Origin of the sequence: Paenibacillus sp. FSL R5-0914, from assembly GCF_038004525.1 — a bacterium.
In the GTDB taxonomy this organism is placed as follows: domain Bacteria; phylum Bacillota; class Bacilli; order Paenibacillales; family Paenibacillaceae; genus Paenibacillus_AQ.
In genome coordinates this window covers 730,822-756,336 of sequence record NZ_JBBORH010000001.1, presented here as the reverse complement: position 1 = coordinate 756,336, position 25,515 = coordinate 730,822, and the positions used below count along the sequence as shown (strand labels likewise).

Genomic DNA, 25,515 nt, shown 5'->3' with positions numbered 1-25,515 from the left:
GCTTAAAGAAGCTGAATGCTTATCTGACTGCACTTTGTACAATCCAAACAGTACAAAGCTCTCATTTTTGTGGATTTCTCAGGAATCTATTGCACGAAATGCAACAGACGGCACAATTAGATTGTTTGAGGTCGATTCTATTGTACAGAATGCAATAGAACGTTGAACTAGGCTAATAAGCCACTAGGCTATTGAGCGACTAAGGTGGTTTCAGCTAAAGCCTGCTGTGGGATCTGCTGCAATAAGTTAATTAAGCGGCAGGTTGGGCATTATTCCTCTGATAGTATAAGTGTACTTCATACAACTATTGTTCCAATTCAGAATCCTTTAGCTAACGGAGGGCTTGCTGGACGAGCGTTGAAATAACTGCACAATGTGCAATTAAATGAACCGATTATATCATGAGCGCGAGCCCACAGATCGCCTATATGAATGTGGTCTTGCGGTTGTCGCGAGCTCGTCGTCCTGCTAGGAGCAAGAATCATGGGAACATAGTGATTATAGAGTGAGTGGAGCGGGATTTAGGGGGATCAAAATGTTTTAGGGAAACACATGGAAAGGGGGATTAATAATGTTAGCAAGACGTATCATCCCCTGTCTTGACGTTAAGGACGGACGGGTAGTCAAAGGCGTTAACTTTGTGAATCTGCGTGATGCCGGAGATCCGGTAGAGCTGGCAGCGCTGTATGACCGTGAGGGTGCAGATGAGCTTGTGTTTCTCGATATATCGGCTTCCGTAGAAGGCCGGGCGACCATGATTGAGGTTGTGCGGCAGACCGCAGGTGAAATCGCCATTCCTTTTACAGTGGGCGGCGGGATCTCTACACCTGATGATATGAAGCGGATTCTTCGTGCAGGTGCAGACAAAATCGGCATTAATACGGCTGCTATCACTAATCCACAGTTAATTCTGGAAGGTGCACGCCGTTTTGGCTCTCAATGTATTGTGGTAGCAATAGATGCTAAATATAACGAGGCATTTGGTGAATGGGAAGTGTATACACATGGTGGTCGCAAGCCCACTGGCATCCGTGCTCTGACCTGGGCCAAGGAAGCTGAAAAGCTGGGTGCAGGTGAAATTTTGCTCACAAGTATGGATGCAGATGGGACGAAAGATGGCTTCGACCTGAAGCTGACTTCAGCAGTAAGCGATTTACTTAGTATTCCTGTGATTGCTTCTGGCGGCGCTGGAAAGAAGGAGCATTTTTACGATGTATTTACGGAAGGGAAAGCCGATGCGGGACTGGCGGCGACCATTTTTCACTATAAAGAGATTGCCATTAACGACTTAAAGGCTGACTTGAAGCAAAAAGGGGTAGAGATCCGATGAGCGAAACAGAAAAGAATACATCCATTAGCCAAAAAGAAGCACTGGCCGGCATTCGCTGGAATGAAGCGGGGTTGGTGCCTACCGTTGTGCAGGATGCTAACACACTAGAAGTTTTGATGGTTGCTTATATGAATTCGGAATCGTTGCAGCTCTCATTGGAAAGTGGCCAGACCTGGTTCTGGAGCCGCTCACGCAGCGAGCTTTGGCACAAAGGTGGAACCTCAGGCAATACACAAGCGATTACTTCCATATCCTATGATTGCGATAGTGATACACTGCTCGTGAAGGTTGTCCCTGAAGGACCAGCTTGCCATACTGGAGCTACGTCATGCTTTTTCCGTGACATTCCTTTGAATAACCAAGCCAAGGAATCTCAGAAATCGGTAGCTACTAGCCTTACGGATGGTGAGCGTTTTGCTGTTCTTGGTGAGCTGGAGCGTGTGATTGCTGAGCGGGAAGTAGAGCGTCCGGAAGGCGCGTATACAACTTATTTGTTCGATAAAGGTGTCGATAAGATCCTTAAGAAGGTAGGCGAAGAAGCCTCTGAAACGATTATTGCCGCCAAAAATAAAGATAATGCCGAGCTGCGTCTTGAAGTTAGTGATCTGATCTATCACTTACTAGTACTGCTACAGGAGCGCAAGCTTCCGCTGGATGAAATCATGGAAGAGTTGAGTACCCGCCACGAGCGCCCACGCCGGGACCAGTACTAGGGAGGGAACTGACGGATGCATATCGATTACCACACGCATCATGAGCGCTGCGGTCACGCCGTGGGCAAGCTTGAGGAGTATGTGCAGCGTGGGATACAGCTTGGTCTTCAGCAGCTAGGGTTATCCGACCACTTGCCGCTCGTCCATGTTGATCCTGCTAGCTATTACCCTGAAATGGCCATGCCAATGGCTGAACTGCCTCGTTATGTGGAGGAATGCCTGACGCTGAAGGAACGCTACCGCGGAGTCATAGACCTGCGGGTAGGGCTGGAAGCAGATTATATTGAAGGCTACGAGGATCAAATTCGTGAGATTTTATCTCCTTACCCATGGGATTATCTGATAGGCTCTGTGCATTTTCTCGGGGAGTGGGATATCACAGATTATCGACAGGTTGATGGCTGGGAAGGCAAGGATGAACTAGAGGTATATCGCCTTTATTATGATGCTGTAAAGAAGTCGGCGTTATCAGGATTATATGATATTATAGGACATATGGATGTTATTAAACGGTTCGGCTATGGTCCTCAGACACCAGAAGGTAAAGCAGAGGTGAGAACGCAGGAGCTGGAAACCTTAAAGGTTATAGCGGATAGCGGAATTGCCATGGAGCTGAATGCTTCAGGACTTACCAAGCCATGTGCTGAGATGTTCCCGGCGGAACATCTGCTACAGGAGGCTTTTAAGCTCGGTATACCACTTACGCTCGGCTCGGATGCACATGACCCTGCCAAGCTTGGTGACGGCTTGCAAGAGGCACGTAGCATGCTTTGGCACACAGGCTTCCGTGAGCTGGCTGTATTTGAGGGACGCCGTCGTACCACTGTTCCGTTCAAACTATAATTTATAATCCGCAGGAGGGTATTATGCATCATCAACAATTACGTATTTTTTCCGGTTCGTCGAATCCAAAGCTGGCGGCAGATATTGCAGAGCGACTTGGTGTTGAATTGGGGCAGATTAAGCTGACCCGTTTCATGAGCGGCGAGATTTACGTGCATTACGAAGAGAGCATCCGGAACTGCGACGTATTTTTGGTGCAATCCCTATCCCATCCCATTAATGAGATGTTCGTGGAACTGCTCGTGATGATAGATGCTGCTAAACGGGCATCAGCACGTACAGTTAACATTATTGTGCCGTATTATGGATACGCTCGACAGGAACGTAAGTCTGCACCTCGTGAACCGATCTCGGCTAAGATGGTAGCTGATGTACTTACGACCGCGGGCGCAACCCGTGTAATCACTATCGATTTGCATGCAGCGGCAATTCAAGGCTTTTTCAACATTCCGGTCGATCATTTGACTGCTCTCGATTTGATCAGCAGCCATTTGAAGGCCAAGGCTATGTCTGATTTGGTCATTGTTTCTCCGGATGCCGGACGTGCATCAATGGCTGAGAAGCTGGCAAATAAGCTGGATTCACCTTTTGCCATTATGATCAAGAAGCGTCCAGCCCATAATGAATCTGTAATCACTCATGTCATTGGTGATGTCGAGGGACGTACACCGATCATTATCGAGGACCTGATTGATACAGGGACTACCATCGTGAATGTGGTTGAGGGTCTGAAAGAGAGAGGTGCGAAGGACAGTATCGTCTGTGCAACGCATGGATTGTTCTCAGGACCTGCGCTGCAGCGGCTTGACCATCCCTCTGTTCAGGAAGTGGTCATTACGGACTCTATTGCGCTGCCAGATGATCATTCAAGTCGGTTTACGGTCTTATCGGTGGCACCGATGCTTGCACAAGCTACACGTATTATTCTTGAGGGCGGTTCGATCGATAAGCTTTTCAGAGACGCGGGAATTTAATTCCCCGTCTTTTTTATTTTTATGTGAAAAAGTTGCTGTTTGTGGAGTGGTAGAGTCTTTCTCAACTTGAGAATCTCGCGGTCACATGTGGTATACTGTGTGAAGATAGCCGCACCCATAAAGGGAACGGAATAGCGATTAAGTTTGGAGCTCCGGTATACCCCATTGGGCGCCGTCCTCCTATTTTTTCGTTAGTATAAAAGGAAGCTTCTTATAAGGGGGTGCCTTGCTTCCATGATGGAGAGAACTTCAGAGTATGAGGAGAATGGTAATGTTATTCCTGTCACTCTGAATGCCAATTTTTTCTTTGAAAGAGCCGTTCGGTCCTTGGATCGCTTTCAATATGATAAGGCATTAAAGAATTTTCGCAAAGCTGTAGAGTACGAACCGGAGAACCCGGTAAATCATTGTAACGTAGCAGGCGTATTATCAGAGATGGGTAATTATGAGGCGTCTAACGACATTTTGACCCATGTGCTGGAGAATATTGATCCTGGAATGACGGAATGTTATTTCTATATGGCTAACAACTTCGCCAATATGGAAAGCTATGAGGAGGCAGAACGCTCACTTGTTACTTATCTCGAAGAAGATGTGAACGGTGAATTTCTGGCCGAATCGGAAGAGTTGATGGAACTTCTGCAATATGAGCTGGATCGTCCTGCACCACTTATCCGGATTAGAAGCCGGGAAGGGGTAATAGAGCATGAGCGGGCCCGAGCGCTGTTGGAGGAAGGCAAGTTTACACAAGCCGTAACTTTGCTTGAAGAGATTGTGAGCAATACGCCAGACTTCTTGGCGGCGCATAACAACCTAGCCCTTGCGTATTTCTATATGGGTCGTTTTACCAAAGCCAAAGAATGCATTATGCGGGTGCTTGAACAGGACTCTGGGAATTTGCACGCACTTTGTAACTTGGCGATCTTTTTGCAGTATGAAGGTGACCGCGGGCAACTGGCTGGATTATTACGTCTGCTAGAGACGACTATTCCTTTTCACCAGGAGCATTTATTCAAGATGGCCACTACGATGGGGATTCTGGGACGGCATAGAACCGCCTATGGTCATTTTCGGCGCCTGCTGAAAGATGAGGAAGTCGGCGGTGACGCCAGTTTGTACCATTACTGTGCGGCAGCAGCAAGTAATAGCGGTCTCTATGCAGAGGCTCAGCGTTGCTGGCAAAAAGCTGCTAAGCTGGATCCGGAATCGGCTGTGCCGAGATTTTTTCTGGCCCAACTGCAGCAAGCGCAGGGGGAAGGCAAGGCGTTGTCTCCAATCAGTTACAACTATCAGCTCCCCTTTCAAGAGCAGTTGAAGCTGTGGAAAGACAACAAAGGCAGTTTTGCTGAAGAGGTGCGGAACAATCCACTGCTTCGGTCTTCCTTCTTCTGGGCACTTCGCTACGGTGATGCCAATACGAAGCTTCAGGTTACGGAAGCTCTGCGCTGGATTGAGGATGAAGAAATGTCCGAGATTCTACAAGGACTTCTGAAACAACAGCCATTGCAGGAAGAAAAGCTGCAGGAAGCTGCGCTTCTGAGCCTGCAACGACTGATTGGTAGTGTTCCGGAGGAAAATGTACTTCAGGAAGCCAAAGAAACTTCTAATGCACGTCTGAAGGGATTACCAGAATGGAGAGAAGATTGGCAAAAAGTCATCGACCAGACGGTAAGTATGATGGACCGGAGATTTGATGCCGTTCAGAAAAAAGATGCTGAATTACTTTGGAAGCAATTCGTGAGTAGCATATATCCAGATGTTCCTTTTATCCGTCAAACGGAAGGCTGGTGTGCTGCTTTAGAATATCTGATCGCAAAAATGCATAACCTTCCAGTCACCTACCGCGAGGTAGCTCAGCGTTATGACGTATCCGTGTCGATGGTCAGTCGTTATGCTCGGCGTATCGATGATGAATGTAGTTTTCAGGGAAGTGTGAGCGACAGTCTTCCCCCGTTTACTGAAAATATCTAAATTCTTGATGCATAAACCCTATTGTGAGGAGGCCACTGTTATGTACAAAACGATTGTAATCGGAACAGGCCCGGCCGGGCTTACTGCTGCTATTTATCTGGCACGTGCCAACCTTAACCCACTTGTAATTGAAGGGATGCAGCCAGGTGGACAACTGACAACGACAACGGAAGTGGAGAACTTTCCAGGTTTTCCCGAAGGGATTCTCGGCCCGGATTTAATGGACAACATGCGGAAGCAGGCTGAACGTTTTGGTGCTGAATTCAAGAATGGTTGGGTGGATTCAGTGGATTTTTCACAGCGTCCATTTAAAGTGACAGTAGATGGTTTGGGTGTATTAGAGGCAGAGTCGGTAATTATCTCTACCGGTGCTTCTGCCAGATATTTAGGAATACCAGGGGAGCAGGAGAATGTGGGCCGTGGGGTCAGCACTTGCGCTACTTGTGATGGCTTCTTTTTCCGGAACAAGAAGATTATCGTGGTCGGTGGTGGAGACTCTGCGATGGAGGAAGCCAGCTTCTTAACAAGATTTGCTTCTAGCGTAACCGTGGTTCATCGTCGTGATGAGCTCAGAGCTTCAAAAATTATGCAGGACCGCGCACGCGATAACAGTAAGGTTGTGTGGGCACTTAACCGTACACCGCTTGAAGTAACAACCGGCGAGTCTGGAGTTAAGGGACTGACGGTTCGCAACAATGTTACAGGGCTTGAAGAACTCATCGAAGCGGACGGCGTGTTTGTCGCTATTGGTCATACGCCGAATACCGGATTCTTGGGCGGTCAGATTACGACGGATACCAATGGTTATATTGTAGTAAATCCAGGTACTACTGAGACGAACATTCCGGGTGTATTCGCTTGCGGCGACGTACAGGATACCCGTTACCGACAAGCGATCTCCGCAGCGGGCACCGGCTGTATGGCAGCAATGGACGCTGAGAAATATCTTGAGGGCACAATGGTACATGACTGGAGCGAAAACTTGGGTAGTTAATATAACTAAATTAATCGGAATGAATTCAAGCAGGTGATCCTTATTTTAAAGGGGCGCCTGCTTTTTTGTAGCAGGAAGCTGGGTGCTGTTAAAATAACTGTAACAATGTCTTTCGAAAAGGGCTTGCGCATTTTAAAAATACGTTTACAATAAGAGGTAATGTTAACGTTAACAATTTGAACATTTTTAGAACCGAAATTATTGTAATCTAAAGAAATAACTAAGTTAAAATATCATAATCCGAAAAATGTTCACGTTAAACTAATTGTAACTCCCATTATGATTATAAAGGAGAGCAGCAAACCTCATGAGCAAAAAATTCATGGATGAGAACTTCCTGTTGTCGAGCGAGACCGCCATTAAGCTGTTTCATAATCATGCGAAAGATATGCCTATTATCGACTATCATTGCCACCTCAGTCCTCAAGAGATCTATGAGAACAAGACGTTCAACAATATTACCGAAGCTTGGCTGTATGGCGACCATTACAAATGGAGAGTGATGCGGGCAAATGGTGTAGAGGAGAAGTTCATTACTGGTGATGCTAGTGACTATGAAAAGTTCTTGGCATGGTCTAGAACCGTTCCTAAGATTATCGGGAATCCGCTCTATCATTGGACACATCTTGAGTTGCAGCGTTTCTTTGGAGTATATGATTTGCTAAATGAGGCTAATGCTCCGAAGATTTGGGATGAAGTGAACAGACAGTTGCAAGGTGAAGGATATGGAGCGAGAGATCTAATTGTTAAATCGAAAGTAACTGTTGTATGTACCACCGATGACCCAGTAGATTCTCTGGAATATCATGAAAAAATCAGCAGCTTGAGTGGATTCGATGCCAGCGTAGTTCCGGGGTTTCGTCCAGATAAAGCCCTTGAGATTAATCGTCCTACCTTCAAGCCTTGGGTAGCCCAGCTAAGCGAAGTCTCAGGAATGGATGTTGAGAATTATGGTCAGTTTCTAGAAGCATTGGAGAGCAGAGTGAGATTCTTCCATGCCAGAGCGGGCCGTGTATCCGATCATGCTTTGGATGCAGTAATGTTTGAGCCTGCTACCTTGGAGGAAGCTACGGCTATATTCAACAAAGCTCTTCGTGAAGGCACTATAAGTGAGAGAGAAGAAAAGAAATATAAAGGGTTCACATTAGTATTCCTTGGCAAATTGTACAACGAGCTGGATTGGGCGATGCAATTCCATATCCATGCGCTACGCAATAATAACAGCGTAATGTTCGGGCGACTCGGCCCTGATACCGGCTATGATTCGATTAATGATGGCGTGATTGCTAAACCGCTGGCAGGTCTGTTAGATGCGCTGGATCGTGAGAATGCGCTGCCTAAGACGATTTTGTACTCGCTGAATCCAAATGATAACCATGTCATTGCTGGTTTAATGGGCTGCTTCCAAGGCGGCGGAATTCCAGGGAAGATTCAATTCGGGACGGCATGGTGGTTCAACGATAACAAGGATGGCATGCTGGAACAGATGAAGACGCTTGCTAATCTAGGTGTACTTAGCCAGTTTGTCGGAATGTTAACAGACTCCAGAAGCTTTTTATCATATACCAGACATGAGTATTTTAGAAGAATTCTATGTGATCTTGTAGGTTCTTGGGTAGAGAATGGAGAAGCCCCGGATGATATGGAACTGTTAGGCGGTATGATTGAGAATATCTGTTACAATAACGCTGATCATTATTTCAATTTCTCGAAACAGGCATTGGTGACTAGGTAATCGTTATGATATCCTTACATGGAAGAGCCAAACCCGTTTGATAAGGAAGGTTGACCCATGGCACCTACAATCAAGGATATCGCCAAACTGGCGAATGTTTCACATACAACTGTATCAAGAGCACTTAACAACAGTCCCCTAATTAAAGAAGTTACACGTAAAAAAATTGCCGAGATCGCTGCGCAAGTGGGTTATGTCCCCAATTACAATGCCAAAAGCCTTGTGATGCAGCGGTCATACACCATTGGCTTGTTCTTCACGAGTATCGCCAACGGCACCACGTCTGGTTTCTTCTCTGATACGATTCGTGGTGTAAATAGTGTCATAGATGTAGAGTATAATCTGTTCATCCGTGGGATCGACGATTATGCGGAATATTCCTCTATTCATCACAAACGCTTTGATGGAATTATTCTAATGAGCCAGAGTGAAGCAGATAATAAATTCATTTACCATGTTGTCCAGCAAGGCATTCCAATCGTTGTGCTGAATCGGCAGATAGATGATCGCTCCATTATTAATATCATCTCGAATGACCGGGAAGGCGCTTATCATGCAGGCAAACACCTGATTGAGTCCGGGCATCAAGACATTGCGATCATTGAAGGTGTTGAGGGCTTTAAATCCACGCAGGAACGCAGAGACGGTTTTATAAAAGCTTTGATTGACCATAATATCCCTGTTCGTAACGATTATATGAGAAATGGTAATTACGATATGCAAAGTGGATATGAGGCGATGGGCAAGCTGCTAGATTTGGAAAAACCGCCGACGGCAGTATTTTGTTCCAATGACGATATGGCAATCGGGGCTATGAAAGCTGTGTTTGAGCGAGGGCTGCAGGTGCCGAACGATGTTTCTATTGTTGGTTTTGATGATATTGGATTTTCGCTCTTTGCGAATCCTTCGCTTACCACAGTTAAACGTCCTATTGAGAAGATCAGCGAGCAAGGAGCCCGCAAGCTGCTAAGCTTAATTAAAGAACCTTTGGAGAATGACGGGCTAACCTCCATTGATACGAAGTTTATTGCGAGAGAATCGGTTAGGAAACTGTAGAAGCAAAAAGCTGCGCATAGCAGCTTGATCCTTTCACTTGTGAAGGATTTTGAACTAAAATTTTCACGTGTGCATAAATTAATAAAATAGTAATATAAACATTGTCTTATAAAGTATATTTAATTAGTTTATCGTGTGCATTAATAATCAGGAGGCGTTTATATGAACAGATTAAATAGTGATAGTTGGAAAGCTTACAAGCAATATCCTGAGAAGGTTCTGCAATTTGGTGAAGGCAATTTCATGCGCGCTTTTGTAGATTGGCAGATTCATACCATGAATCAAAAAACAGATTTCAATGGTGGCGTGGTGGTTGTACAACCGCTGGGTATCGGACTTGCAGAAATGCTAAATGCTCAGAACGGTTTATACACGTTGTATCTCCAAGGAATCAAAGATGGAGCAGCGGTAAAAGAACATGAGGTCATCAACTGTATTACACGAACGCTTAATCCTTTTGCCCAGCATGAGGAGTATATGAAGCTTGCCGAGAATCCAGAGCTGCGCTTTATCGTGTCCAACACCACTGAGGCGGGAATTGCTTTTGAAGCAGGCGACAAGTTAACCGATGCTCCGCAGAGCAGTTTTCCAGGTAAACTGACGGCCTTATTGTATAAGCGTTTTGAATTTTTTAACGGTGATGCTTCTAAAGGTTTTATCATCATTCCGTGCGAGCTGATTGACCGAAATGGGGATGAGCTTAAGAAGGTTATTTTGAAATATGCTGACCTGTGGAATCTGGGAGAGGGCTTTGTAAACTGGATGAATGAAGCCAACACCTTCTGCTGTAGTTTGGTAGATCGCATCGTTCCTGGATATCCAAGAGACACCATCGCTGAGATTACGGAAGAATTGGGCTATGAGGATAAGCTGGTCGTTGTCGGCGAGCAATTCCATCTTTGGGTGATTGAAGGACCGCAGTGGATTAAAAAGGAGTTCCCGGCTGAACTAGCAGGTCTTAATGTGCTGGTGGTGGATGATATGGCCCCTTATCGCACTCGTAAAGTGAGGATTTTAAACGGAGCTCATACAGCTATGACACCAGTAGCGTATTTGTACGGCATTGATACGGTTGCCGAGGCCATTGAGCACGAAGAGGTTGGGGCGTACGTGAAGTCCTTAATCTATGATGAGATTATTCCAACGCTGGATCTGCCGGCAGAGGAATTGAATTCTTTTGCAGACGCGGTATTGGAAAGGTTCCTGAACCCTTATGTGCAGCATTACTTGATGAGCATCTCCCTTAATTCTATCTCGAAATTTAAGACAAGAGATCTGCCTTCTTTATTGCAATATGTAGAGTCCAAAGGACAATTGCCCGAGAAGCTTGTTTTCTCAATGAGTGCATTAATTGCCTTCTATAAAGGACGTAGAGGGGAAGAAGAGATTCAGCTGGCGGATGATGCGGATATTTTGGAATGGTTCGCCTCCTTGTGGGGAGGATGGGATGGCACAGACACTGGGTTACGGGCACTGGCTGTCGAGGTATTAGCAGCGACAAATCGCTGGGGCTGTGACCTGAATGAAGTGGCTGGTCTTACTGACAAGGTGACAGAAGGGCTCATTGCGATTGAGAGAACAGGTATGAAGCAAGCGCTGCAAGCGTACGTGAAGAGACCTGCACACAACTAATACACAGGAGGTGGATAACGGCATGATTAAGACTATGAAAGAGGTACTGCAGATCAACGAGGCTGATAACGTGGCAGTTGCACTTAAAGACTATCAAGCAGGCGACACCATTGTGATTGGTTCAAAAGAAATTAAAATTACGGAAGATATTGCTAGAGGTCATAAAATTGCACTAACCAGCATTAGCGAAGGCGAGAATGTATTGAAGTATGGTTATCCCATCGGTCATGCTAAAGCGCCTATCGTGCCGGGCCAGTGGGTGCATACCCATAATACGAAGACAAACCTAACAGGGGTTGAGGAATATACTTTTGAGCAGAAGCTGACCCCCAATCCTTTTAAAACGGAGAATTTGACCTTTAAGGGGTATCGTCGCTTTGACGGATCTGTAGGTATTCGTAATGAGCTGTGGATCGTCCCTACGGTTGGTTGTGTGAATGGAGTGGCGGAGCAGATCATCAATATTTTTAAGGCAGAGGTTGGGGATATTGCGCCGTTCGATAACGTGCTAGTACTTAAGCATAACTATGGTTGCTCCCAGCTGGGTGATGATCATGACAATACTCGTACAATACTTGCTAACGCGGTTAAGCATCCAAATGCGGGTGCCGTACTTGTGCTCGGACTAGGTTGTGAGAATAACAATTTGCATATTTTTAAAGACATGCTGGGTAGTTACGATGAGGATCGAGTGCGTTTTCTTGTCTCCCAAGAGGTTGGAAACGAGATTGAAGAAGGCGTAAAGCTTCTGAAGGAACTCTACAATAACGTACAGGGCGATCATCGGGAAGAAGTCTCACTCTCTGAGCTGAAGATTGGTCTGAAGTGTGGAGGCTCGGATGGCCTGTCCGGGATTACAGCGAATCCGCTTCTTGGACGTCTGTCTGACTATATGGCTGCCCAAGGCGGCACAACTGTACTCACTGAAGTACCTGAAATGTTTGGCGCCGAAAAGATTCTGATGGAACGTGCTGCAGACGAAGCTATTTTCCACAAAATTGTTGATCTCATCAATGACTTTAAGCAGTATTTCATGGACTATAAACAGCCGGTATATGAAAACCCTTCACCAGGCAATAAAGCCGGAGGGATTACTACGCTTGAGGATAAATCGCTGGGTTGCACTCAAAAATCCGGTAATTCTACGGTAATGGATGTACTCAAGTATGGAGAGCTTATCACTAACAAAGGCTTAAATCTTCTTAACGCGCCGGGCAATGACCTAGTAGCTTCGTCGGCTCTGGCTGCTGCTGGCTGCCAATTGGTGATCTTTACGACCGGACGGGGGACACCTTTTGGTACATTCGTGCCAACAATGAAGGTGTCTACCAATACCCCATTGTATGAAGGTAAACGTCACTGGATCGATTTTAATGCGGGTGTGTTGGTTGAAGATGGTTCTCCAGATGAGGTTCTGCGTGACTTCATTAACTACATTATCAGCGTGGCTAGTGGGGAATGGGTAAATAACGAGAAGAATAACTTCCGCGAGATATCCATATTCAAAACAGGAGTAACGCTATAATAAATAATTTATTACGAATTAGACTGTCCCTTATGCTATTTAGCGTAGGGGGCAGTTTTTTTAATTTCACATTATACATAATCCATCTTTAAAAGAACGGTCATTGCTTTCTTCTAATTTAGTGATTGCAATCACTATTGCCTTGTACGGCCTGTGCTAATCTGTTGTTGAGAATAGTTCTCATATAAAGGAGAAGAGTCCAATGGAAAAAATGCTGCGAATGGATGAGTCTATCTTCGAGATGGTATCCCGGCATCCAGAGGTCGTTGAGATTATGGTAGAGCTGGGCTTTAAGGACATTGCTAAGCCAGGTATGCTGCAGACCGCTGGCCGTTTCATGACCTTATCCAAAGGAATCAAGCTGAAGAAAATGGATCTCAACACCGTGAAGTTAGCATTTGAACGACATGGCTTCGAGATTATGAAATAAAGGAATCTATCATCAAAATTTCATTAAGGAGAGATCAATAATGAGTGAACTGATAAATAACCGCGAGGTTGATGTACCGGAGCAAACTCGTCGCCAAGCCATGCTCAAGGAGATTATTAAAGAACTGCATGCAGGCAAAAGCGTTGAAGAGGTTAAGGCACGCTTCGAGGAAGCTGTAGGTGATGTTACTGTTGCGGAAATCTCTGCAATGGAGCATTCGTTAATGACTGAAGAGGGAATTCCGGTATCCGAGGTACAGCGGCTTTGTTCGGTGCATACAGCAATATTCAAAGGCTCTATTGAGCAAATTCACCGCTCCTCAAAGCCTGAAGAACAACCCGGCCACCCAGTCCACACCTTCAAGCTAGAAAACCGTGAGATTGAAAGACTTGTGAACTTCCGTTTAGATTTGCATGCTACCAAATTCCAGAAGAATGACAGCGAGGAGCTGATCTTTAAGCTGCTGGAGGATCTTAGCTTACTGCTGGATCTAGATAAACACTATAGTCGAAAAGAAAATCTGTTGTTCCCTTACCTTGAAAAATACGGCATTTATGGACCAACCAAGGTAATGTGGGGCGTGGATGATCATATCCGTCGTATGATTAAAGATGCAAAAGCAGCGCTCAGCAGCTACAGCGGAAATGCAGCAGATATTGGTGTTCAACTTACGGAGATCATCAAGGAAGTTAATGAAATGATTTTTAAGGAAGAAAATATTTTATTGCCTATGTCGCTGGATAAATTGACGGAAGACGAATGGGTCAAAATCGCTCGGGAGAGCGATGAGATCGGATTCTGCCTAACGGCGCCGGAGCAGGAGTGGATACCCGAACGTGCCGCAGAGCCGGAAGGTGCAGCATTGCAGGGTGAAGCAGTGGGAGCCGCTCCGCAAGAAGGGTTCATCCGTTTTGAGACAGGGCTGTTGTCATTGCATCAGCTCGAAACAGTACTCAATCACCTGCCAGTAGATCTGACATTCATTGATGAGAATGATGTCGTTCGATATTTTTCACACGGGAAGGAACGTATCTTTGCCCGAACTAAGGCAGTTATCGGCCGCACGGTACAGAACTGTCATCCGCCTCAAAGTGTTCATGTGGTGGAGAAGCTTCTGGAAGATTTTAAGGCAGGTCGTAAGGATGCTGAGGACTTCTGGATCAACATCAAGGATAAATTTATCTATATCCGTTATTTCGCCGTCCGAGACGAGACTGGTCGGTATATGGGTACGCTGGAGTTTACACAGAATATCGCACCTATCCGTGCACTGGAGGGGCAAAAGCGTATTTTGTCAGAATAAATGGGTGATTTAGGTTATTTTCCAGATAATAATATAGTCAGAAGACTCTCTTACTTAGTCGTAAGGGGGTCTTTTTAGAATATAATAGAGTATAGTATTAAAATAAGGAATTCCCGGGTGTGTTGTCTTTCCTTGACCACAGAGGGGGCTTCTATTATAGTTGGTACTTAGGATTAACTATTTTAGTATAAAAAAAGGTGGCTTGTTACATGTCTGAGAATATCTACGTTGGCGTGGATTTGGGTGGAACTGCAATTAAGGTTGGAATCTGCAATGCTGAGGGAACGCTACTGCATACTTATGAGGGACCCACAGGAACTGCAGAAGGTGTCGATACTGTTATCGATAATATCGAGAAGTATGTACGCCAAATTGTGGAGGATTCCCCGTACTCTTGGGATCAGCTTGCAGGTGTAGGCGCGGGCGTAGCAGGGTTCACAAATATTCGTGAAGGAATCATTATCCTTGCGCCCAACATAGGATTTAAAGATGTGCCGATTCGCTCCATTTTGGAAGATCGCTGGAACAAGCCTGTCAAAATAGACAATGATGCGAACGTGGCTGCACTGGGTGAAGCCTGGAGTGGTGCAGGACGCGGGATTGAAAATTGTGTCTGCTATACGCTAGGAACAGGTGTTGGTGGCGGAATCATTATTAACGGAAAGATTTATCAAGGTTTTGCAGGTCTAGCAGGTGAGCTTGGCCATATCACTGTAGTGCCGGATTTGGAAGCCATTCAATGTGGTTGCGGTAATATGGGATGTCTGGAAACCGTTTCCTCCGCTACAGGAATTATTCGTATGGCTAACGATGCAGTAGCTCGTGGTGATCGTACTTCCCTCTCAATGGTAGAGAAGATTGCTGCGAAGGAAGTCTTTGATGCGGCTAAGGCTGGCGATGAAGTAGCGATTCGCATAGTAAACCGTGCAGCATACTACCTGGGTAAATCTATGGCTTCTGTTGCAGCCGTGCTTAACCCTGAGGTCTTCATCATTGGTGGTGGTGTGTCTAAGGCTGGAGATATTCTATTTGATGAAGTTCGTCGTGTGTTTGCTAAGCTCGCACCGGCTCCGCTTCAGACTGGTGTTTCGATTATTCCTGCAGAGCTTGGTAATGATGCAGGTATTGTGGGTGCAGCAGGTCTTCTGCTTCGTTCTTAAAAGATAGGGAGTATTCATATACTAATTTAGGGAGGGGACGCTTTAATGACCGAATTGGACAATACTCCAACGGCTGGAGCCACCCTGATCATTATTACTGGAATGTCAGGTGCGGGTAAGACAATTGCTGTGCAGAGTCTGGAAGACCTAGGGTTCTTCTGTGTCGATAATTTGCCGCCGGTGCTGATCCCTAAGTTTGCAGAACTGATTGAGCAGTCGAAGGGTAAGATCGCCAAGGTAGCGCTTGTGATTGACCTGCGCGGTAGGGAATTCTTCACTGCTTTGTCCGAGTCTCTAGCCTATATTAAAGATGAGTCAACCATTGGCTGTGAAATCTTGTTCTTGGATGCTACGGATTCGGTGCTTGTGCAGCGTTACAAGGAAAGCCGGCGTCATCATCCTCTAGCGCCTAAGGGACTTCCGCTTGATGGTATCAAGCTGGAACGTAAAATGCTTGAGGAATTAAAGAATTCAGCTACATTATGTCTGGATACTAGCAGTATGAAACCAGTGCAGCTCAAGGAGAAGATCGTTTCTCGGTTCTCGCATTTAGGAAAAAGTACACTCTCCGTCAACATTACATCGTTCGGATTTAAGTATGGTATTCCTATTGATGCAGACCTCGTCTTCGATGTTCGCTTTTTGCCTAACCCACATTATGTGGATCACCTGCGGCCAAAAACAGGTCAGGACAGCGATGTCTATGACTATGTAATGAAGTGGCCTGAAACACAGGTGTTCCTGACCAAACTGCTCGATATGCTTCATTTCTTAATTCCGCAATATCGTAGGGAAGGTAAATCCCAGATTATTATCGGCATTGGCTGTACAGGCGGGAAACACCGTTCAGTAGCCATTTCTGAATATTTGGGCAAAATGCTGGGCGTCAGCGAAACGGAATCCGTAGCCGTTAGTCATCGGGATTCCGAGCGTGATCGGCACTAATGAGAGAAGGGGTCCATAGTGGCTGAAGAACAAAGACAGCGTCCACGTATCGTCGTTATGGGCGGTGGCACGGGGCTATCTGTCATGCTTCGCGGCTTAAAAGAAAAGCCGCTAGATATTACAGCTATAGTTACCGTAGCAGATGATGGAGGAAGCTCGGGCATTTTGCGCAGTGAACTGCAAATGCCGCCTCCTGGGGACATCCGCAACGTATTAACAGCTATGGCTGATGTAGAGCCGCTCATGGCGGATATTATGAGATATCGTTTCAACACGGGCGAAGGCTTGGCGGGTCATAGTCTTGGCAATTTAATTCTTGCCGCGCTTACAGATATATCTGGCGATTTTGTCACAGCTGTTCGTGAGCTTAGCCGATTATTTGCTGTTCGCGGACGGGTATTACCCGCTGCGGGGGATGCCGTAGTATTGCGTGCAGAAATGTCGGACGGTACGATTATCACGGGTGAATCTAAGATACCGGAAGCAGGCGGGATCATTAAACGGGTTTCTTTGGAGCCTGCTGATGTGGAACCGTTGCCTGAAGCACTTGAAGCGATTCGAAATGCTGATGCAATTCTTTTGGGTCCAGGGAGTCTATATACGAGCATTCTTCCGAACCTACTTGTTCCGAAGCTAGCAGAAGCAGTTGTATCTTCTGATGCAATCAAAATTTTTGTCTGCAATGTAATGACTCAGCCTGGTGAAACGGATAATTATACTGTAAATGACCATCTACAAGCCGTTTATGATCATATTGGGATTCATTTATTTGATTATATTATTGTGAATGATGGTGAAATTCCTGAGCAGGTGCAGTCGAAGTACGCTGAGAAGGGTGCGCGTCCGGTACAGCTCGATAAGGATGTACTAGAAGGCAGTGCATATAAAGTTATAGCGGATAAGCTAGTGTTATTCCGAACTTATTTAAGGCATGATACCGATAAGCTTAGTCATCATATCTATCAGCTTGTGCAAGATTGGATAAACAGAAACCCTAGGGTATAACTTAAAATATAAGAAAATATAAGTTTTACACTTATACTTTCTTATATTTCTCGCTTAAACGCTTACCGTCCTCAAAAGGACGCCGAAGGCGTTAATGCTTGTATATATGAATGACGTACTTATTTTCAGAAAGAGGTGAGACCCTTGTCTTTTGCGGCCCTTACAAAAAAAGAGCTGACGATGGTGGAGAGTGAGCCCTGTTGTGAGAAGGCGGAAATGTCAGCGCTTATCCGTATGAATGGATCTGTGCAGCTTTCAAGCAAAAAGGTGATTCTCGACATTTCGACGGAGAACGCCGCGATTGCAAGGCGGGTATATTCTTTACTTAAGAAATATTACCAGGTCCATATTGAGCTACTCGTGCGTAAAAAAATGCGTTTGAAGAAAAATAACGTTTATATCGTTAGAATCCCTAGTCGCGTACAGGAAATCTTAAATGATCTCAGAATTGTGTCCGAAGGATTTATTTTTACCGACGGTATTGATAAAGAGATTGTTGGGAATAACTGCTGTAAGCGTGCTTATTTGCGGGGTGCCTTTTTGGCGGGCGGATCCGTTAATAATCCGGAGGGTTCCTCTTACCATTTGGAGATTTCCTCGATGTATGAGGAGCATTGTAAGGCACTGGTCGATCTGGCTGGTGAATTTCACCTAAACGCACGCTGCATTGAACGTAAAAAAGGGTTCATTCTATACATTAAAGAAGGCGAGAAGATTATCGAATTCTTAAGTCTGATCGGGGCGCATCAAGCGTTGTTCAAATTTGAGGATGTAAGAATTATGCGCGATATGCGTAATTCCGTGAATCGGATCGTGAACTGCGAGACCGCGAATCTCAATAAAACGATAAGTGCCGCGGTGCGGCAGATTGAGAATATCAAACTGCTGCAGCGAGAAGTGGGTCTGGAGAGCTTACCGGATAAACTGCGGGAAGTTGCAGAAATTCGAATGGCACATCCAGATATCAACCTTAAAGAGGTTGGTGAAATGCTGAAAGGTACGGTTAGTAAGTCCGGAGTAAATCATCGTCTTCGTAAGATTGATGAACTGGCGGACAAGGTTCGAGGCGGCTAGTCACTTTTTTTCTAGTGTGGTTTACGTTATAATGATATAATAATATAAAATTAATGTGAAATTTTTGGGGAGAACTCAATTAGGGGGTAAGCGTTTCATGACAAAGCACCCGGTAGTTGTTCGGTTGAAGACAGGGCTACACGCTCGACCGGCAGCATTGTTTGTGCAAGAAGCTAACAAGTTTTCGTCGGAGATTTTCGTGGAAAAAGACGATAAAAAAGTAAACGCCAAAAGTATTATGGGTATTATGAGCCTAGCGATCAGTTCCGGCACGGAGATCTATATCAGCGCGGATGGTGCAGACGCGGATCAAGCTGTAAACGCTTTGACGAGTCTCGTCAGCAAAGAAGAGCTTGAGAACCAATAATCTTTTGAAATGACTTTCTATCGCATGACTAAAAAGCCCCCAGGGGCTTTTTTTTATACCAAAAAATAGATTTTAACTGTGCAACATTTACCAAAAAGACTCGTCTAGAGGATAATAACAAATCACAAAAGATGAAAGGGGCTGGCAAATATGAAAGGTTTGGTAAAAAAGATTGGTTCAGTGTTGATTGTAGGAAGTTTGTTAATTGGAGGGATTAGCATGAGTGGAGTCTTCCAAGGTCCCGCAAAGGCTTACGCAGATGAAGTGCAGAAAAATGTCGTTAGTGTAGTAGGTAAAGGTGAATTGTCCATCAAGCCGGATATTGTATACTTGTCCATCGGTGTGGATACTACGGCTACAACTGCGCAAGAAGCGCAAAAAACAAATGCTGCTAAAATCCAAAAGATCACTACACTACTGAAGGGGACTTGGAAAATCGCAGATAAGGATATTCAAAGTACCCAATTCTATGTGCAACCCAACTACAGTTATAGCGAAAAAGAAGGACAGCAAGTGAAAGGATACAACGCGAATCATACACTGTTAGTGTCCTATAGAGATCTGACCAAGGTTGGTGAATTGCTAGACGCTGCATCTGCGGCGGGGGCAAATAATATCGGAAATGCACGTTTTTCCGTGGAAGATACTTCTGCCTTTGAAGCTCAGGTGATTGAAAAGGCGATGGCGAACGCAGATGTTAAAGCAGGTGCTATTGCTAAGGCAGCTAAACGTAGCTTGGGTCAAGTAATCACGGTCAGCCAAAATGATGGCAATGTCACTCCGGTTTATTTTGAACAAAATCTAAAAATGGAAATGGCTGCAGCAGATGCTGGTGCAAGCACATCCGTTCAACCGGGAGTAGTTAAAGTTACAACACAGCTGAGCGTAATGTATGAATTGAAATAGTAGCAGAACAAGATGATTGCAGAGAGGAGAGGTGATCTTCCACTAGTAATAGTGGGGGGCGCCTCTTTTTTTGTGTAAATTCTCCAAGATTAGGTTTAATAAACTGGAAAGGAGTGGGAAAACAAGATGATGAATATTTCAAAAGAAACAGTACGCAAATGGGGCATAGGTTTGATGTCGGCGGGATTATTGCTTGGTGGAGGATTGCTGCCTAGTGATAAGGGTTATGCAGCGTCTGATCAGACGAAGAGCAAGGCTATTGCTGCAAGTATAGCTTTAAAGGCGAACGGGGTAATTTCTCAGCAGACAGGTATTTTGCAGGAAAGGAAGGTCTGGATTCCGATTACCTTTATGCGTGATGTGCTGCAATTACCTCTAACTTATGATAAAAAAGAAAATGCATACACGATCGGAAAGGGAACGACTAAGGCCAAGTTGCTGTTATCTAGCTATGGTACTTCAATTTGGGTGAACAATTATTACATTCGAGAGTATGAAGGAAAGCTAATAAACAACCGGCTCTATGTTCCATCCGGTCTGTTAAATGATTATTTGGGCTATAAAGTGGATTGGAGTCGGGGCTCTAGTAGGTTGAATGTGGTGAATAGATCACAGAATGCGTTGATAGTAACCACGGAGACCTATGCTAAGGATCGAAAAGAGGCTTTGATCCAGCTTGATTATCCGAAGTTTAGTGGATTAAGCAATTCCAATGCACAGCAGGCCATAAATGATATTTTGAAAGAAAGTGCCATGAAATTCGCTGCAGGCGCAGAGAAGGATATCTCGAATCGATCCGGGTCAGAGCCTAAGTATACCTATGATATAGATTATGTGGTGACCTACAATCAGGATGGTGTGATCAGCTTAGTGATGTCACAGTATAGCGATACGGGCGGCGCTCATGGTATGACCAATCGGGAGGCGTTTACCTTTTCGCTCAAGGATGGCAAACGTCTACTGTTGGGCGACCTGTTCGGAGCTAACCCAAACTACAAAAAAGAGTTGAATGCTAAGTTGAACAAGCTAGTAAAAGCGGAGGAAAGTTATTTGGGAGGGTTCAACGGATTGAATACGGAAAAGTATTTTTATCTGAAGGATGATCAGGTCGTTCTGTTCTTCCAATTGTATGAATACACAGCTTATGCTGCGGGGTTCCCGGAATATCCCTTTACTTTCAAAGAATTGTTGCCGGAAGGCGGTAGCCCATTTGCTGCTGTAAAATAAATAGAGAAGTCGTACCCGCTAGTGTCACCACTGGACATCTCCCCCTTACCAGAATCACCTCGAATTCATATGCTAAATGGAGTAACTAGTTTATGAACGGGGGAGAGCTATGAGCTATCAATACACTGCAATTGGCGATTCCTTGACGACTGGATTTGGCGCTCTGCCAGGGAACGGTTTTGTACCGGTGTACCGTAGAATGGCGGAAGGGAGACTGCGTTCTAATGTAGCCTCTACGAATTTGGGCGTGAATGGATTGACTACTTCTGAACTGGAACAGCGGCTGCGGGGGAGTGCAATGACTCGCGAAGCCATTCGAGCAGCCGACATCATCACTCTATCCATCGGTGGCAACGATTTAATCCATGCTGCGAAGGCTGCAGCTAGACAACCTGAAAATTTATCTAAAGAGCTGCGAAGATCATTGCAAGAATGCAAACAAAATTTTGCTGCAATTATGAGTATCCTCTTCCAATTGAAGACGGGAACGCGTAGACCTTTTATCATTCGGATTGTGGGACTGTATAATCCTTATCCTCAGGTAGTGGGTGCTACAGAGTGGGTGCGGCAGTTTAACCGCTATGCCTCACAGTATAGTAGCCGAGTATGTGGGTTTGCTTCTATCTATAGTGAGTTTGCAGGAAATGAGAGAGGGCTATTATCGATTGACCACTTACATCCGAATGGCCGAGGCTACCGTGTGATTGCTGAGAAACTCGATGCGCTTGGATATGGCGGTTTGATTTAACTGAGATTCGTATGAAGTGGTGGTCTGAAAAGTAAAGAGGCTGTGCGCTAACCATCAAGTGGATAGGGCACAGCCTCTTTGTGTTGTTTTATAGCTTACACACCGCTAGGCAGTGTTTTCTCGATGACTTTATCAACGATACCGTAAGTTGCCGCATCTGCAGCAGTCATGAAGTAATCACGATCTGTATCCTTCTCAATACGTTCTAGCGGTTGACCTGTACGTTCTGCAAGAATACGATTCAACTTATCACGCAATTTGAGGATACGACGGGCACGGATTTCGATATCCGTTGCTTGACCTTGAGCACCACCCAGAGGTTGGTGAATCATGATCTCACTGTTAGGCAGTGCGAAGCGTTTGCCTTTAGCGCCAGCGTTAAGTAGGAAAGCTCCCATAGAAGCTGCCATACCCACACAGATGGTGGAAACGTCCGGTTTAATGTACTGCATTGTATCAAAAATAGCCATACCTGCAGTAATGGAACCGCCGGGGCTATTCACATAAAGGTGAATGTCCTTCTCCGGATCTTCGGCAGCCAAGAACAGCATTTGTGCGATGATAGAATTGGCTACCACGTCATTAACCTCCGTTCCAAGGAAAATGATGCGGTCCTTCAGCAGGCGGGAATAGATGTCATAAGCGCGCTCACCGCGGTTGCTCTGTTCTACTACCATAGGAATATAACTCACGTGGAAAACCTCCTTGATATTGGTTCTTCAAATGTATTCATTTTTACTCTTGCCGTATTACCCACATGATAAACAAATTCAAACAAAAAGTCAAAGAAAGTCAAACTTATATTCAAAAAAAAGAGCCGACACGCGGCTCTTTGGTTAAGTAGTAGTATAGGCACTACTAAATTATGTGCAAAAGTGAAATTAATGGCGCGCCCGCCAAGAATCGAACTTGGATCTCAGGCTTCGGAGGCCTACGTCATATCCATTGGACCACGGGCGCAACAAAAATGATTATAATACAATTTCTGTGCAAATGCAATGAATTAATAATACTGTACTCAGGCTCTATCCCTTGTCTTCAAGGTGGACAAGCGTACATTGTGTTTCACTCAGCTAAAGAATCTGGATTGTTAATGACAGGTTTTTTGGAGCAGAACCTCTTTCCCAATCTTATAAATGTATAAGAAGACAAGCGCTTGAGAATTCTACTCTCGGAAGACTTGCACTTCGAGCAATATTTGGTTAGAATATGAGTGGGACTTAAAAAGTTTACCCGGGACATTTTGAGACCATGAACAAGGGAATAGAGGAAGACGAAGTTGCAGGAGTGAAAGTATGCGTAATTTATTAGATATCCAAAAGCAGCTTCTGCCTGATCTCATGGAAACCCTTAAGAGACGGTACACGATTCTTCATCAGATCATGCTGTCCGATATAATTGGGCGCAGAACGCTTGCCGCTTCGCTTGATATGACTGAGCGGGTACTGCGTGCCGAGACGGATCTTCTGAAATCGCAAGGGCTCATTGAGATCGAGAGTGTTGGCATGCGCATTAGCGCTGCTGGGCGTAGACTGCTTGATTTGCTAGAGCCGGTCGTTAAGAGCCTGTTTGGTCTGGATGAGCTGGAAGAGAAAATTCGGGCAACGTACGGTCTGGATAAAGTTATTGTGGTGCCGGGTGATTGTGAGTCATCGCCGTTCACCAAACGTGAGCTTGGCCGAGCGGGTGCAAAAGCGCTGCTCAGTGTACTTCGTACAGATGATATAGTTGCTGTCACAGGTGGATCAACGCTTGCCGACATGGCTGATCAACTGACACCGCCGTTATCCCTTTCCTATAAGAACGCTTGGTTTGTTCCGGCGCGTGGTGGATTAGGAGAGAGTATGGAGATTCAAGCCAATACGATCGCCTCAACAATGGCAAAACGGGTAGGAGCGAATTACCGGTTGCTGCATGTACCTGATTTACTTAGTGGGGATGCCTACCAGTCACTAGCACTTGACTCTAATATTGGTGAGATTGTACAAATCATCCGCAGTTCGCGTATTATTGTACATGGGATTGGGGATGCCATTGAAATGACTCGCCGCCGCAAGCTGGATGAGGCAACTGTCTCAGAAATCCAGGGTGAGGGAGCCGTGGCTGAATCCTTTGGGTATTACTTTAACGAAGATGGTCAGGTTGTCCATACGATGCTTACGATGGGACTACGTCTAGAAGATATTGTTCGGACGGAGACAGTCATCGGTATTGCTGGAGGCAAACCAAAGGCCAAAGCCATTCATGCCATGCTGCGTTTCGGGCAGGAGAATATACTCGTCACCGACGAGGCTGCTGCTGTGGAAATCGGCAAGGAAATTGATAATCAGTTACAGATATCCTCGTAACTCACTAGAACATATATCTTGCATCATACTTAACATTGTTGTCATGACAGGCTTCACGGTCTGTTTTGAATAAATAAAACGAATTCTAGGAGGAACTATTCAATGAGTGTAAAAGTTGGAATTAACGGATTTGGACGTATTGGACGCCTTGCTTTCCGCCGTATTCAAAATGTAGAAGGTATCGAAGTGGTAGCAATCAACGACTTGACTGACGCTAAGATGCTTGCTCATTTGCTTAAATATGATACAACTCAAGGTAAATTCCAAGGTGATGTTGAAGTGCATGATGGCTTCTTCAAAGTCAATGGCAAAGAAGTTAAGGTTCTTGCTAACCGCAACCCTGAAGAATTGCCATGGGGCGACCTAGGCGTTGATATCGTACTTGAGTGCACAGGTTTCTTCACAACTAAAGAAGCAGCTGAAAAACACTTGAAAGGTGGAGCTAAGAAAGTAGTTATCTCCGCTCCAGCTACTGGCGACATGAAAACTGTCGTTTACAACGTTAACGATGACATTCTTGATGGTACTGAGACTGTTATTTCCGGCGCATCTTGCACAACGAACTGCCTAGCTCCAATGGCAAAAGTATTGAACGACAAGTTCGGTATCGTTGAAGGCTTGATGACTACAATTCACGCTTACACTGGTGACCAAAACACTTTGGATGCTCCACACGCTAAAGGTGACTTCAGACGCGCTCGTGCAGCAGCTGAAAACATCATTCCTAACACTACTGGTGCTGCTAAAGCAATCGGTCTTGTTATTCCAGAACTTAAAGGTAAATTGGATGGTGCGGCTCAACGTGTTCCAGTTGCAACTGGTTCCCTGACTGAGCTTGTAACTGTTCTTGATAAGAGCGTTACTGTTGAAGAAATCAACGCAGCAATGAAAGCAGCTTCCGATCCAGACACTTATGGTTACACTGAAGATGAAATCGTATCTTCCGATATCAAAGGTATGACTTTCGGATCCCTGTTCGATGCTACACAAACTAAAGTATTGACTGTTGGCGACAAACAACTCGTTAAGACTGTTGCTTGGTATGACAATGAAATGTCCTACACTGCACAATTGGTTCGTACTTTGGAGAAATTCGCTAAAATCGCTAAGTAATCGACTTGATATAAGTAACATCTATAGAGCGGAAACAGAAGTTCCTTGTTTCCGCTCTTTCTAAATGTATTTCTTGTTTCCTGCTAGAAACAACTTTGGGTGTGGAGGAATTAATC

At 45.2% G+C, this 25,515-nt stretch carries 23 protein-coding genes and 1 tRNA gene; 22 read left to right on the top strand and 2 right to left on the bottom strand.

Annotated features, from left to right (window positions below; all coding sequences use genetic code 11):
* Positions 1 to 571: 571 nt before the first annotated feature.
* The 20 genes from hisF (at position 572) to MKX60_RS03045 (ending at position 21,938) form a co-directional block, all read left to right on the top strand.
* The gene (gene hisF, locus MKX60_RS03140) at positions 572 to 1,330 is read left to right on the top strand and encodes an imidazole glycerol phosphate synthase subunit HisF (RefSeq protein ID WP_341059069.1); all 759 of its coding nucleotides are present in this window, start codon (positions 572 to 574) and stop codon (positions 1,328 to 1,330) included.
* Positions 1,327 to 2,043, top strand: a complete 717-nt coding sequence (gene hisIE, locus MKX60_RS03135; protein ID WP_076286826.1) for a bifunctional phosphoribosyl-AMP cyclohydrolase/phosphoribosyl-ATP diphosphatase HisIE — start codon at positions 1,327 to 1,329, stop codon at positions 2,041 to 2,043. Before hisF ends, hisIE begins: the two co-directional genes overlap by 4 nt.
* Before the next feature lie 15 nt (positions 2,044 to 2,058).
* Positions 2,059 to 2,886, top strand: coding sequence for a histidinol-phosphatase HisJ (gene hisJ / locus MKX60_RS03130; RefSeq protein ID WP_341059067.1), 828 nt, complete (start codon positions 2,059 to 2,061; stop codon positions 2,884 to 2,886).
* Positions 2,887 to 2,909: 23 nt separating this feature from the next.
* Entirely contained in the window at positions 2,910 to 3,860 is a 951-nt protein-coding gene (locus MKX60_RS03125) for a ribose-phosphate diphosphokinase (RefSeq protein ID WP_042123288.1), read from the top strand.
* Positions 3,861 to 4,094: 234 nt separating this feature from the next.
* Entirely contained in the window at positions 4,095 to 5,831 is a 1,737-nt protein-coding gene (locus MKX60_RS03120) for a tetratricopeptide repeat protein (RefSeq protein ID WP_076286824.1), read from the top strand.
* Between the two features lie 40 nt (positions 5,832 to 5,871).
* The gene (gene trxB / locus MKX60_RS03115) at positions 5,872 to 6,825 is read left to right on the top strand and encodes a thioredoxin-disulfide reductase (RefSeq protein ID WP_076299975.1); all 954 of its coding nucleotides are present in this window, start codon (positions 5,872 to 5,874) and stop codon (positions 6,823 to 6,825) included.
* Between the two features lie 307 nt (positions 6,826 to 7,132).
* Positions 7,133 to 8,560: a glucuronate isomerase gene (gene uxaC, locus MKX60_RS03110; protein WP_341059065.1), complete on the top strand. Its 1,428-nt coding sequence runs from the start codon at positions 7,133 to 7,135 to the stop codon at positions 8,558 to 8,560.
* A gap of 57 nt (positions 8,561 to 8,617) precedes the next feature.
* The gene (locus MKX60_RS03105; RefSeq protein WP_076299973.1) at positions 8,618 to 9,616 is read left to right on the top strand and encodes a LacI family DNA-binding transcriptional regulator; all 999 of its coding nucleotides are present in this window, start codon (positions 8,618 to 8,620) and stop codon (positions 9,614 to 9,616) included.
* A gap of 162 nt (positions 9,617 to 9,778) precedes the next feature.
* A complete protein-coding gene (locus tag MKX60_RS03100) occupies positions 9,779 to 11,248 on the top strand; it encodes a tagaturonate reductase (protein WP_341059064.1) in 1,470 nt (489 codons plus the stop codon).
* 34 nt (positions 11,249 to 11,282) lie between these two features.
* Complete coding sequence (locus MKX60_RS03095; protein WP_042193094.1) at positions 11,283 to 12,773, top strand: UxaA family hydrolase; 1,491 nt, start codon at positions 11,283 to 11,285, stop codon at positions 12,771 to 12,773.
* 202 nt (positions 12,774 to 12,975) lie between these two features.
* Positions 12,976 to 13,203 carry a DUF1858 domain-containing protein gene (locus MKX60_RS03090; RefSeq protein ID WP_042184022.1) on the top strand — a complete coding sequence of 76 codons (228 nt, stop codon included), beginning with the start codon at positions 12,976 to 12,978 and terminating at the stop codon, positions 13,201 to 13,203.
* A gap of 40 nt (positions 13,204 to 13,243) precedes the next feature.
* A complete protein-coding gene (locus MKX60_RS03085) occupies positions 13,244 to 14,506 on the top strand; it encodes a DUF438 domain-containing protein (protein WP_341059063.1) in 1,263 nt (420 codons plus the stop codon).
* Positions 14,507 to 14,715: 209 nt separating this feature from the next.
* On the top strand, positions 14,716 to 15,666 hold the full coding sequence (locus MKX60_RS03080; protein WP_042184026.1) for an ROK family glucokinase: 951 nt from the start codon (positions 14,716 to 14,718) through the stop codon (positions 15,664 to 15,666).
* A gap of 45 nt (positions 15,667 to 15,711) precedes the next feature.
* Positions 15,712 to 16,611, top strand: coding sequence for an RNase adapter RapZ (gene rapZ, locus MKX60_RS03075; RefSeq protein ID WP_042123306.1), 900 nt, complete (start codon positions 15,712 to 15,714; stop codon positions 16,609 to 16,611).
* Positions 16,612 to 16,668: 57 nt separating this feature from the next.
* Positions 16,669 to 17,616 (top strand): gluconeogenesis factor YvcK family protein, encoded by a 948-nt coding sequence (locus tag MKX60_RS03070; protein WP_179085868.1) that lies wholly within the window; start codon positions 16,669 to 16,671, stop codon positions 17,614 to 17,616.
* Positions 17,617 to 17,760: 144 nt separating this feature from the next.
* Positions 17,761 to 18,690: a DNA-binding protein WhiA gene (whiA, locus tag MKX60_RS03065; RefSeq protein ID WP_042123310.1), complete on the top strand. Its 930-nt coding sequence runs from the start codon at positions 17,761 to 17,763 to the stop codon at positions 18,688 to 18,690.
* Positions 18,691 to 18,787: 97 nt separating this feature from the next.
* Positions 18,788 to 19,057 carry an HPr family phosphocarrier protein gene (locus tag MKX60_RS03060; protein ID WP_036687106.1) on the top strand — a complete coding sequence of 90 codons (270 nt, stop codon included), beginning with the start codon at positions 18,788 to 18,790 and terminating at the stop codon, positions 19,055 to 19,057.
* Between the two features lie 150 nt (positions 19,058 to 19,207).
* Positions 19,208 to 19,963 carry an SIMPL domain-containing protein gene (locus MKX60_RS03055; protein WP_042184030.1) on the top strand — a complete coding sequence of 252 codons (756 nt, stop codon included), beginning with the start codon at positions 19,208 to 19,210 and terminating at the stop codon, positions 19,961 to 19,963.
* A 126-nt stretch (positions 19,964 to 20,089) separates the two neighbouring features.
* Complete coding sequence (locus MKX60_RS03050) at positions 20,090 to 21,190, top strand: PdaC/SigV domain-containing protein (RefSeq protein ID WP_341059062.1); 1,101 nt, start codon at positions 20,090 to 20,092, stop codon at positions 21,188 to 21,190.
* 109 nt (positions 21,191 to 21,299) lie between these two features.
* On the top strand, positions 21,300 to 21,938 hold the full coding sequence (locus MKX60_RS03045; RefSeq protein WP_076299968.1) for a GDSL-type esterase/lipase family protein: 639 nt from the start codon (positions 21,300 to 21,302) through the stop codon (positions 21,936 to 21,938).
* Positions 21,939 to 22,033: 95 nt separating this feature from the next.
* On the opposite strand, the gene clpP is transcribed toward MKX60_RS03045, so the two are convergent.
* Both clpP and MKX60_RS03035 read right to left on the bottom strand, forming a co-directional pair.
* On the bottom strand, positions 22,034 to 22,630 hold the full coding sequence (gene clpP, locus MKX60_RS03040) for an ATP-dependent Clp endopeptidase proteolytic subunit ClpP (RefSeq protein ID WP_060626469.1): 597 nt from the start codon (positions 22,628 to 22,630) through the stop codon (positions 22,034 to 22,036).
* 193 nt (positions 22,631 to 22,823) lie between these two features.
* Positions 22,824 to 22,898, bottom strand: a tRNA-Arg gene (locus MKX60_RS03035).
* 335 nt (positions 22,899 to 23,233) lie between these two features.
* Between MKX60_RS03035 and MKX60_RS03030 the strand changes: the two genes are divergently transcribed.
* Both MKX60_RS03030 and gap read left to right on the top strand, forming a co-directional pair.
* Complete coding sequence (locus tag MKX60_RS03030) at positions 23,234 to 24,286, top strand: sugar-binding transcriptional regulator (protein WP_042123320.1); 1,053 nt, start codon at positions 23,234 to 23,236, stop codon at positions 24,284 to 24,286.
* A gap of 102 nt (positions 24,287 to 24,388) precedes the next feature.
* The gene (gene gap, locus MKX60_RS03025; protein ID WP_036687120.1) at positions 24,389 to 25,399 is read left to right on the top strand and encodes a type I glyceraldehyde-3-phosphate dehydrogenase; all 1,011 of its coding nucleotides are present in this window, start codon (positions 24,389 to 24,391) and stop codon (positions 25,397 to 25,399) included.
* The last annotated feature ends 116 nt before the right edge of the window (positions 25,400 to 25,515 follow it).

Bases quoted from the DNA above. Each gene is read 5' to 3' on its own strand.
- MKX60_RS03070 (WP_179085868.1), top strand. From the start codon at position 16,669: ATGGGCGGTGGCACGGGGCTATCTGTCATGCTTCGCGGCTTAAAAGAA.
- MKX60_RS03060 (WP_036687106.1), top strand. From the start codon at position 18,788: ATGACAAAGCACCCGGTAGTTGTTCGGTTGAAGACAGGGCTACACGCT.
- MKX60_RS03085 (WP_341059063.1), top strand. From the start codon at position 13,244: ATGAGTGAACTGATAAATAACCGCGAGGTTGATGTACCGGAGCAAACT.
- MKX60_RS03105 (WP_076299973.1), top strand. From the start codon at position 8,618: ATGGCACCTACAATCAAGGATATCGCCAAACTGGCGAATGTTTCACAT.
- hisIE (WP_076286826.1), top strand. From the start codon at position 1,327: ATGAGCGAAACAGAAAAGAATACATCCATTAGCCAAAAAGAAGCACTG.
- gap (WP_036687120.1), top strand. From the start codon at position 24,389: ATGAGTGTAAAAGTTGGAATTAACGGATTTGGACGTATTGGACGCCTT.
- MKX60_RS03100 (WP_341059064.1), top strand. From the start codon at position 9,779: ATGAACAGATTAAATAGTGATAGTTGGAAAGCTTACAAGCAATATCCT.
- MKX60_RS03120 (WP_076286824.1), top strand. From the start codon at position 4,095: ATGATGGAGAGAACTTCAGAGTATGAGGAGAATGGTAATGTTATTCCT.
- hisJ (WP_341059067.1), top strand. From the start codon at position 2,059: ATGCATATCGATTACCACACGCATCATGAGCGCTGCGGTCACGCCGTG.
- MKX60_RS03050 (WP_341059062.1), top strand. From the start codon at position 20,090: ATGATGAATATTTCAAAAGAAACAGTACGCAAATGGGGCATAGGTTTG.
- MKX60_RS03095 (WP_042193094.1), top strand. From the start codon at position 11,283: ATGAAAGAGGTACTGCAGATCAACGAGGCTGATAACGTGGCAGTTGCA.
- MKX60_RS03045 (WP_076299968.1), top strand. From the start codon at position 21,300: ATGAGCTATCAATACACTGCAATTGGCGATTCCTTGACGACTGGATTT.
- hisF (WP_341059069.1), top strand. From the start codon at position 572: ATGTTAGCAAGACGTATCATCCCCTGTCTTGACGTTAAGGACGGACGG.
- MKX60_RS03125 (WP_042123288.1), top strand. From the start codon at position 2,910: ATGCATCATCAACAATTACGTATTTTTTCCGGTTCGTCGAATCCAAAG.
- uxaC (WP_341059065.1), top strand. From the start codon at position 7,133: ATGAGCAAAAAATTCATGGATGAGAACTTCCTGTTGTCGAGCGAGACC.
- MKX60_RS03080 (WP_042184026.1), top strand. From the start codon at position 14,716: ATGTCTGAGAATATCTACGTTGGCGTGGATTTGGGTGGAACTGCAATT.
- MKX60_RS03090 (WP_042184022.1), top strand. From the start codon at position 12,976: ATGGAAAAAATGCTGCGAATGGATGAGTCTATCTTCGAGATGGTATCC.
- rapZ (WP_042123306.1), top strand. From the start codon at position 15,712: ATGACCGAATTGGACAATACTCCAACGGCTGGAGCCACCCTGATCATT.
- trxB (WP_076299975.1), top strand. From the start codon at position 5,872: ATGTACAAAACGATTGTAATCGGAACAGGCCCGGCCGGGCTTACTGCT.
- MKX60_RS03030 (WP_042123320.1), top strand. From the start codon at position 23,234: ATGCGTAATTTATTAGATATCCAAAAGCAGCTTCTGCCTGATCTCATG.
- MKX60_RS03055 (WP_042184030.1), top strand. From the start codon at position 19,208: ATGAAAGGTTTGGTAAAAAAGATTGGTTCAGTGTTGATTGTAGGAAGT.